The sequence below is a fragment of the Wolbachia endosymbiont of Cardiocondyla obscurior genome, assembly GCF_902713635.1.
Lineage (GTDB): Bacteria > Pseudomonadota > Alphaproteobacteria > Rickettsiales > Anaplasmataceae > Wolbachia > Wolbachia pipientis.
In genome coordinates, this window is record NZ_CACTIU010000053.1 from 1 (window position 1) to 9,493 (window position 9,493).

Genomic DNA, 9,493 nt, shown 5'->3' on the forward strand with positions numbered 1-9,493 from the left:
TTCGACTATTACTTGCACCCCATTTTCATCCCTGCAAAGAACATCAACGATACTTTGTTTTTTAGAGGCAATTTCAGCATCTTGAATAGTGCTGAGGAATTCTATTTCTTTTATTTCATCTTTGCCAGTGAACCCCAAAATATCATTGAGAAAGTGAATGAGGATGTCTTTATTTTTTTCAGTACCAAAAATACGCCGGAACGCAACATCATTCTTGGGGTCGAGAAATTTAGAAAGAGCCATAAAAAAATTTTTAAATGTATCTTTATATTATATATTCTTATTGATAATAATTCAATAATTTGTCATCTTTTTTGTTAACTTTACTGATGTTGCCAGAAGGAACGTTGTTGCCAAATTTTGTAAAATTTATTATCCTAAGGTTTCAAGTTCTCACAGGTTTATTGGAGCTATATGTACAATGTGTTTATCAGTGAAAATCCGGAGAAAATGATGGGGGAAAAGTTAATACATTACTTTAGCCAGGGTAAATGCGAAGGCAATGCAGAAATGAAAAATCTGCTGGGAGGAAAGGGGGCAAATTTAGCAGAAATGTGCAATGTTGGCATTCCTGTTCCACCTGGTTTCACAATTTCCACCTCTGCTTGCAAAGTCTATTATCAAGACAATAGATCTTCTGTTATCCAAGTAGCTGACTACTCGGATCCAGAAAAAAATGTGGTCACGCACTGGAATGACATATGTAGTGGAATTAAAAACTACATGACGATGCTCGAAAATGACATCGGTTGTAAATTTGGGGATTTAAATAATCCCTTATTAGTTTCAATACGCTCTGGTAGTGTTAGTTCAATGCCGGGCATGCTTGATACTATTTTAAATGTTGGTCTAAATGATGAAACCGTTGTTGGGCTTGCAAAAAAAAGTGGCGAACGTTTTGCTTACGATAGCTACTGCCGTTTCATCATGATGTACTCCAATGTTGTACTACAGCTTGATCATCACCTATTTCAAGATGTTGTTGATAATAAGCAGCAAAAGAGTGGAGCAAAAAGCTTAGCTGATCTTGATGTTGATGTTTTAAAAGAAATTGTTAACAATTTCAAAAGGATAGTACATGAAAAAATAGGAAAACATTTTCCGCAGAACGTTGAAAAGCAATTGCTCAGCTCAGTGAATGCAGTATTTGCTTCTTGGAAAAATGATAGGGCTGTTTCCTATAGAAAAATACATAATATTCCTGAAAACCTTGGAACAGCGGTCAACGTGCAAGCAATGGTTTTTGGTAATTTAAATGATAATTCTGCAACTGGTGTGATATTTACACGAAATCCTTCAACTGGAGAAAAAAAATACTTTGGTGAATTTCTGATTAATGCTCAGGGTGAGGATGTGGTTTCTGGTGTTTATACTCCTATGCCAATTGACGGAGAGCAAAAAAACACCATGGAGAAGTTGCTGCCAAGTGTCTACCGAGAATTATGTGTGGTATGTGAAAAACTTGAAAGGCATTATAAAGACATGCAGGATATCGAATTTACTGTACAGGACGGTAAATTATGGATTTTGCAGACTAGGTCTGGCAAGCGCACGGCTGAAGCTGCTATTCGCATAATAGTTGATATGGTAAACGAAGGAACGATTACAAGAGAAGAAGGAATATTGAGAATTGATCCAAAAACCTTTGACAATTTATTGCATCCAGTTCTTGACGTTGAGAGTGACCAAAAAGTAATAGGGAAGGGGCTACCTGCTTCTCCAGGTGTTGCTTCTGGATATGTAGTGTTTAGTGCAAGTGATGCTGAAAAAGCTGCAGAGCAGGGTAAAAAAGTGATTTTAGTAAGGTCAGAAACGAGTCCTGAAGATATTAATGGAATGAATGCTGCAAGCGGCATAGTAACAGCACGGGGAGGGATGACCTCGCATGCTGCTGTTGTAACCCGTGGAATGGGTAAGCCATGCATTTGCAGTGTAAGTGGACTTTATATCGATAAAGATGGAATTTTCTTTTCTGTAGGGGATACAAAAGTAAATAAAGGTGAACCAATTACCATCAACGGAGGAACAGGGGAGGTTATGCTTGGCATTCTTCCTACAATTTCGCCTGAATTATCGCAAGAATTCAAAACGATAATCAACTGGATAGATGAAATCAAAACGATCAAAGTGAGAGCGAACGCTGATACTCCAAAAGATGCAAAAATTGCAAAAGAATTCGGTGCAGAAGGTATAGGCTTATGTCGCACAGAACATATGTTTTTCGCTAGTGATAGAATCGAATTCATTCAAAAATTGATAATAGCTGACGATGAAAATGAAAGGGCAAATGCGCTCATTAAACTAGAAGAAATGCAAAAGTCTGATTTCAAAGAAATATTTTCTATTATGGAGGGCAAGGAAGTCACTATACGGTTGCTTGATCCACCTTTGCATGAATTTTTACCCAATGATCAGTCTACTATAGAAAAAATTGCCAAATCACTTAGTAAGTCAGTTGAGTCAGTAAAAAATAAAATAGCACAGTTATCAGAAAAGAACCCAATGCTTGGCCATCGAGGTTGTAGACTTGCTATTTCTCATCCTGAAATATATAGCATGCAGATTAGGGCAATACTTAGTGCTGCAAGTGAATTAAAGAAAGAAAAGAAGATAGAAGTGGAACCTGAAATCATGATTCCTTTTATCATGAGTGAGAAAGAGTTTGTTCTGATATGCGAGCTAGCAAAGAAAGAATCCTCTGTCATCTCACAGATGCAGATTCCAGCGTCACGCGCTGGAATGACATCAGACAAGGCGTACTCAATTGGAACGATGATAGAACTACCAAGAGCAGCACTGATTGCTGATAAGTTAGCAAAACATGCAGAGTTTTTTAGTTTTGGCACTAATGATTTAACGCAAACAACCATGGGACTTTCAAGAGATGATTCAGTTAATTTCCTCGATTCTTATAAGGAAAGCAACATATTTGACAATGATCCATTTGAAGTGCTGGACATCGAAGGGATAGGGGAGTTAATCAAGATAGCCATTGAAAGAGGCAAAAAAACCCGAAAAGAAATAAAACTGGGTATATGTGGAGAGCATGGAGCAGATCCAAAATCTATAGAGTTTCTCATCGAATCAGGGGTAGATTATGTTTCATGCTCACCCTATAGAGTACCGATTGCAAAGTTAGTGGCAGCACAGTTTAGTGTTAGATCTAAATTTGCTAGGTAAGTATAGTGGCAGTGTTGGCTACTCATATGGTTTGAGCCCACCAGAGGGTGTCATTCCAGCGCGTGACGCTGGAATCTAGTTTTTATTATGACCTTCTGGATCCCAGTGTCTGGGCACTGGGATGACATCCTGTTACACGTTCAACTTCATTCTCTCTCATCTCCCTATAACTTGGTAATGTAGAATTTTTTACATGCAACCCGGTATATATTGCAATCAAAGCAGCTATGACACTGCAAACTACTGCACCAGCTACAAATGGAACCATCACAGCAGCAGTAATGAATAATCCTGTAATAACAACTCCAACAACATCTTTTGTCAATGAGGTGTAAAAATCCTTTTTGCTCTCTTTATATTTAGTTTCTTGTTCATTTGGCATAGAAAATTGAGAATTTGTGAAGACATTTTTATTATTATCACAATCTGATATAGTAGTTTTGCCGGTATTTGTTTCTATTGTTAATACAGGCGTTTCATTTTCGTTACTATGACCTGGCTGATCATTAACACTACTTGACACAGGTTGGTTAGCATTTGCTTCTGTTACTATAGGAGGTGCTGGTACTATATTTTCTTCTACATTGGATGTTTCTGGTGTAATAAAATTTAATAGTATCTGAGTAATTTCTTCAACTTGTGTAGTTTGTTCTTTATCCATGGCCACCTTTAAAGCCTTTTGCATGTTTTCATCATTTACATGACCTAACAATAATTTAACTCCCTGGACATACTTTTGAGTAACAGCACAGAGCAAAGCGTTAAATTTTTCTTCTTCATTAAACTTACCACTATCCAGGAGTATTCTTACAACATCAGCTTGCTTAGTCGTTATAGCTTCGCTCAATCCAGCTTTTACATGTTTGAATTGACCAGTATTGCCTTCAGTTTTCAACTCTGTGAGTAATTTAATAATGTGTAGAAATATAGCACGATCATTGGTGTTGTCTGTAATATTAGGTCCCTTTGAATTAACAATATGCCCAAGTAAAGTATAATGATATTTATTTGTTTTTTTTATGTTTATCCTATTTTCTTTGAGCTTCTCACTAAACTCCTCAGCAGTTATATTAGGATTGTTAGTTACAATTTCCTTTATCTTTTCATAAGTCATGTCAAATTTTACCACTATTACTATCTAATTTATTATAGCAACTTTCCCAAAACCAGTCAAGGCATATTGCAGTTTCAAGCAGCATGATATATCATGATACATATTGAATATAGTTCTTAAAGCAAATGATGGAAGATTTAGCCTATAAATTAGTTAAAGTGACCGAAGCTGCAGCACTTGCTGCATATAAACTAGCAGGCTTCGGCGATGAAAAAAAGGCTGATCAGGTTGCAGTTGATGCAATGCGTACAGTATTAAATTCAATGGAAATAAATGGTACTATCGTAATTGGTGAAGGTGAGAGAGATGAAGCGCCGATGCTATATATTGGCGAGAAGGTTGGCACTGGAAATGGTCCTGAAATCGACATTGCCGTTGACCCACTTGAGGGCACTACGATTTGTGCTCATTACAAACCAGGGGCAATGTCTGTTCTTGCTGCAACGAAAAAAGGTAATTTTTTACATGCACCTGATGTTTATATGGAAAAAATAGCGGTAGGAAAAAATCTTCCAGAGGGTGTAGTCTCACTAAAAAATAGCATTGAAAAGAATCTAGACAATTTAGCCAAGGCAAAAAAGTGCAAAGTGAATGATCTCGTGGTAACTGTACTTAAACGTGAAAGGCATAGTGAATTAATAGAGAAAATCAGGAAATTAGGAGCAAAAATTAAACTAATAGATGATGGTGATGTTGCGGCCATAGTTTCACTAGTAAATGGCAATCATGATATGTATATCGGTATAGGAGGAGCACCAGAGGGAGTGCTTGCGGCTGTAGCGCTAAGCTCTATCGACGGACAGATGGAGGGAAGATTAGTACTTGATACGGATCAGTTAAGAGAAAGAGCAAAAAATTTAAATATTGATGACCCAGAAAAAGTCTACGCCGTAAAAGATATGGCAAGAGGTGAATCAGTGTTCATTGCAACTGGAGTAACAAGCGGAGAACTTGTGGATGGAGTTAAATTGAATCATAATACCTATTCAACTAATTCTTTAATAATTCTGCCTAATAGGCTGATAAAGCTGCAAACAATGCAGAACTTATGTTAGCTTTTTTAGTTTCTAATTTTAGCTTTACAACATTTAGCATTAAGATATAATCAAGTTTACTTATAACAATAGAGGTGTGAAATGTTTTCTAGTATTATAAATCTATTTAATGGTTTGTACAAAAATTCGAGTGCCAAGGAAAGTGAAGAAAAGTTGACTCTTCTATCTCCTCAAGCAAATCTTCAATTCGATGAGACTCAGGTACAAAGTGTGCTCTCAGATTTTGAGGAATTGGAGTTTAAGGATAATAAGTGTTTTGACAAAATAGCAGACGATTATGAAAAGAAGGGGGAGAGTGCCCTTTTTAACTATGTAATATTGAATAAGCGGAAAGAAATAATCGATATATTAGATAGGAATCTTCCTCTCCTCGAAGAACAGGAGGAGTTTAGAAAGAAATATGGTCAATATGTTCTTCAAATTGACAAAGGAATGAGTTATGGAAAAGAACTTCAAGATGGACTTCGGTCTTTTGAAGATAGGGCAGAAAAAGTATTATCAGATTTTGAAAGATTGAATTTTGATTTTAAGGATAATAAGTGTGAAGATTCTTCTGATTTCGTAAATTATAATAACGGTTGGCCGGCAGATCCATTTGACAAGATAGCAAATTATTATCGAGAGGATGATATTTTCCTTTTCAATTATGTGGTATTGAGTAAGCGAAAAGAAATAATGGGTATATTGGATAAGAAGCTTACTTCTAAAGATCAGGAGGAGTTAAAAGAAAATTTTAAAAAGAGGTTGGGTAGATATCTTATTCGAATTGGTGAAGGAATGAGCGATGGACAAGAATTTCTAAAAACTGGTAGTGCAATTGCTTTCTTTGATGGGTATTATGTGCCATGTCCATATGCAAACCGTCTTCTTAATCATTATGACCATCTTAATATCAACATTACTAAACCTGAACAAAGTTTAGAAACCAGTCGTCTTTTCACTGAAAAAACTAAAAGAATGGAAGAAGAGAAAAGCGAGGTAAAAAGAGCAAAAATATACAGCAATGGTGAAAGAATAGTAACAATTGAGAAGAATGAGAAACAACAGAGGAACTACTCCTTTACAAAATTTGCAATATGTGACATCGAAATTAGTTGGGGTGCAAAAGATGAATCTGGAAAAGACCTTAACTGTACTGTTGTTCTAAATATAAATTTAGGTCAAGTTAGTATTAAAAAATCAACTATTGACGGTAAAGATGTTGAACCAAAGAAAATTTTAGAGTTAGCTAAGCAAAACGAGGCTGTGCTTATAAAAGGTAAAGCTTTACATGAAGTTTTAGCAGCACATTTCATTAAGCAAACACCATGTGAGGAAAAGAAGGGTACGCAATCGCACGAGAGTATTATCGTACCTGGCTCTTCTCTTGATGGGGGAACAACTGTAGAAGAAGGGATTGTATCCGTTCAGGGGAGCGCAAAATAAGGTAGACAAAGCAAGATAATAAAGATAATCATAGAGAAAAAGTGAGGTAATATGGTTGATTCTTTAAAACTGTGCGAAAATTTATAGCAAAAAATAGAAAAGTTAGAAGCAAAAATAGAAAGGTTGGAATAAAGAGAATGAAAGTTTAAAAGCAGAAAGAATAATTTCATTATACTTAATTTGGAAACAAAGGAGGCTGAACCCTTTTCAAAACCTTCTATCTATTAACCACTCTCCTGAACGGAGACAGTTTAGGCTGTTATGCCTGGCGGCTTTGTTGGAATAAGTTTTTCAACACTGCTAACAATAAAATTGATTGTATCGTCAGCTACCTTATCGAATTTATCATTTATCTCTTTTCCTATTTCTTGATTTTTAACATATTCGTGTAGAGCTAAAGCAGTTATAGCTGCACATGCTGCAATTAAGCCAGTTTGTGCTATAATGAATAGTGATAATCCTCCTACGAATATAGATGTTAATCCAATAGCCAGGTTTATAATTTTACTTTGTGTTGTTTGTTGCGTCGCTTGGCTTTGATCTGCCTGTTTATCCTCTAAAGCATTCGATATTGTTTTTAAGGCAACTTTTATCGCTATTGCTGCAACTGAAACCATAATTAGCCCTATAGCTATTTTTGCTAAAAGAAGAATCGACGGTAGCATCATTACAAATAATAGCGCGCCAATTCCTCCAGCTAACCACTTCTCATTTATTTTTTTTGATTGATTTGTACCAGTGTTCATTATTACCCTCCACTTTACTTATGATTTACCTATATCTAATACGAAATATGAAGGTAGTCAACTATATATTTTATATGAAAGATTGTATTAAAAGTTTTTCATGTTATTTTTTGCTGCTTCGTGGTTAAATTTGGAATTTTAGAAAGAGTTACGTATTATTTGAAATTCTTGTATACTGTTTTGAATCAGTTAAATAGATAATGAAGTGCAGGACGCAGTTTTAATTTTACAAGATGGCAAGTGCTTTTGGGGAAAATCAGTAGGTAAAAAAGGCAAGTGCATAGGCGAGGTTTGTTTTACCACTGGTATGACCGGTTATCAGCATACTATAACTGATCCTTCTTTTGCCGATCAAATTATAACGTTCACTTTTCCTCATATTGGTAACATTGGAATAAACCATAAAGATAATGAAGGAAAGAAAATTTTTGCAAGTGGTGTGGTTATGCGTGAACTTTCTTCTATGTCCCACCCTTCTTCATATATCAGTTTAAATGATTGGTTAGAGAAAAATAACGTGATTGGGATATCAGGAGTTGATACTAGAGCTTTAACAAGACATTTGAGAGAACATGGATCTCAAAATGGAATGATATGCTCATCGAGTAAGGCGCATGCATTAGACAAATTGAAGGAATACAAACCTGTAAATGGGATAGAAATAACTAATAAGGTTAGTTTAAATAACAGTTTTGAAAATAATAGACTAGCGGAGCACTTTGTCATCCAAGTAGCTGACTACTCGGATCCAGCAAAAAATATATGGATTCCAGTGTCACGCACTGGAATGACATCAGATAGAGCTATTGACCTTAATGCAAAATATAGGATTGTAATCGTTGATTTTGGCGTAAAAATCAGTATAGTTTCACGCTTAATAGAACTTGGTTGTACAGTTGAATTAATCAGACCAAGCACAGGTTTTGCTCAAAAAGTGTTGAGTATGAATCCAGATGGTATAGTGCTTTCAAATGGTCCTGGTGATCCGCAAGAAATAGGAGAAAGTGTAGTTTCAGAAATAGACATTATTATAAAATCTAAAATACCAATTTTTGGCATATGCATGGGCCATCAATTACTTGCGATTACTTTGGGGGCAAAGACCATCAAGATGGATATAGGTCACCGAGGGAGTAACCATCCAGTTTATGATGTAATTAGTGGAAAAGTTGAGATCACTAGCCAAAATCATGGTTTTGTTGTTGATTCAGCTTCTCTTCCAAGTAATGTTGAAATTACTCACATTTCTCTATTTGATAATAGTGTAGAGGGAATAATGATGAAGGATTACCTAGTCTTTTCTGTGCAATATCATCCAGAAGAAGCGCCAGGTACGCATGATTCGCATTATTTGTTTAGGCGTTTTATTGGCAATATTGTGTTATATAAAATGAAATCTGCATGATTTTAATCAGGGTAGGTTTTATTGCTTGATTTTTTAATTTTAGGCGTTTAGTATTAAATACAATAAGAGCTTAAGTTAAGATGCTAAAATAGTATTCTCTTAACAAATTTTTGCGGAGGAGTGACCGAGTGGTTAAAGGTAACAGACTGTAAATCTGTCCGCGTGAGCGTACGTAGGTTCGAATCCTACCTCCTCCATTGTGCGGGTATAGCTCAATGGTAGAGCTCTAGCCTTCCAAGCTAGTGACGTGGGTTCGATTCCCACTATCCGCTCTTTTTTTTGTTGTATTTTTATAAAATCAACATATTATTTATTGATGTATTTGTATTTTAGGTAGAAAAGTTTAAATTATGACAGCAATAGTGGAAGCATTTGGAAAGCCGCATGTAAATGTGGGAACAATAGGACATGTGGATCATGGGAAGACGACGTTAACAGCGGCGATAACGAAGCATTATGGAAATTTTGTAGCGTACGATCAGATAGATAAAGCGCCAGAAGAAAGGAAGAGGGGGATAACGATAGCAACAGCGCATGTTGAGTATCAGACGGAAAAAAGGCATTATGC

At 35.9% G+C, this 9,493-nt stretch carries 8 protein-coding genes and 2 tRNA genes; 7 read left to right on the forward strand and 3 right to left on the reverse strand.

The window, feature by feature from the left end:
* On the reverse strand, nt 1-243 hold a 243-nt coding region (locus WOCAOBSORBRA_RS04490; RefSeq protein ID WP_174516020.1), incomplete at its 3' end, for a PD-(D/E)XK nuclease family transposase.
* Between the two features lie 210 nt (nt 244-453).
* On the opposite strand from WOCAOBSORBRA_RS04490, the gene ppdK reads away from it, so the two are divergent.
* Nucleotides 454-3,180 (forward strand): pyruvate, phosphate dikinase, encoded by a 2,727-nt coding sequence (ppdK, locus tag WOCAOBSORBRA_RS04495; protein ID WP_174516023.1) that lies wholly within the window; start codon nt 454-456, stop codon nt 3,178-3,180.
* 85 nt (nt 3,181-3,265) lie between these two features.
* On the opposite strand, the gene WOCAOBSORBRA_RS04500 is transcribed toward ppdK, so the two are convergent.
* Nucleotides 3,266-4,294 (reverse strand): ankyrin repeat domain-containing protein, encoded by a 1,029-nt coding sequence (locus tag WOCAOBSORBRA_RS04500; protein WP_174516021.1) that lies wholly within the window; start codon nt 4,292-4,294, stop codon nt 3,266-3,268.
* Nucleotides 4,295-4,422: 128 nt separating this feature from the next.
* Here WOCAOBSORBRA_RS04500 and glpX point away from each other — a divergent pair, with 128 nt between their 5' ends.
* Complete coding sequence (glpX, locus tag WOCAOBSORBRA_RS04505) at nt 4,423-5,349, forward strand: class II fructose-bisphosphatase (protein WP_174516024.1); 927 nt, start codon at nt 4,423-4,425, stop codon at nt 5,347-5,349.
* Between the two features lie 81 nt (nt 5,350-5,430).
* Nucleotides 5,431-6,774: a hypothetical protein gene (locus WOCAOBSORBRA_RS04510; protein ID WP_174516022.1), complete on the forward strand. Its 1,344-nt coding sequence runs from the start codon at nt 5,431-5,433 to the stop codon at nt 6,772-6,774.
* A gap of 251 nt (nt 6,775-7,025) precedes the next feature.
* Here WOCAOBSORBRA_RS04510 and WOCAOBSORBRA_RS04515 read toward each other — a convergent pair whose 3' ends face one another.
* Entirely contained in the window at nt 7,026-7,520 is a 495-nt protein-coding gene (locus tag WOCAOBSORBRA_RS04515; RefSeq protein ID WP_010962761.1) for a hypothetical protein, read from the reverse strand.
* A 205-nt stretch (nt 7,521-7,725) separates the two neighbouring features.
* Between WOCAOBSORBRA_RS04515 and carA the strand changes: the two genes are divergently transcribed.
* The 4 genes from carA to WOCAOBSORBRA_RS04535 form a co-directional block, all read left to right on the forward strand.
* The gene (gene carA, locus WOCAOBSORBRA_RS04520; protein WP_010962760.1) at nt 7,726-8,925 is read left to right on the forward strand and encodes a glutamine-hydrolyzing carbamoyl-phosphate synthase small subunit; all 1,200 of its coding nucleotides are present in this window, start codon (nt 7,726-7,728) and stop codon (nt 8,923-8,925) included.
* Nucleotides 8,926-9,039: 114 nt separating this feature from the next.
* Nucleotides 9,040-9,122: transfer RNA gene (locus WOCAOBSORBRA_RS04525), tRNA-Tyr, on the forward strand.
* A 4-nt stretch (nt 9,123-9,126) separates the two neighbouring features.
* A tRNA-Gly gene (locus WOCAOBSORBRA_RS04530) sits at nt 9,127-9,197 on the forward strand.
* Nucleotides 9,198-9,275: 78 nt separating this feature from the next.
* On the forward strand, nt 9,276-9,493 hold a 218-nt coding region (locus WOCAOBSORBRA_RS04535; RefSeq protein ID WP_246165628.1), incomplete at its 3' end, for a GTP-binding protein.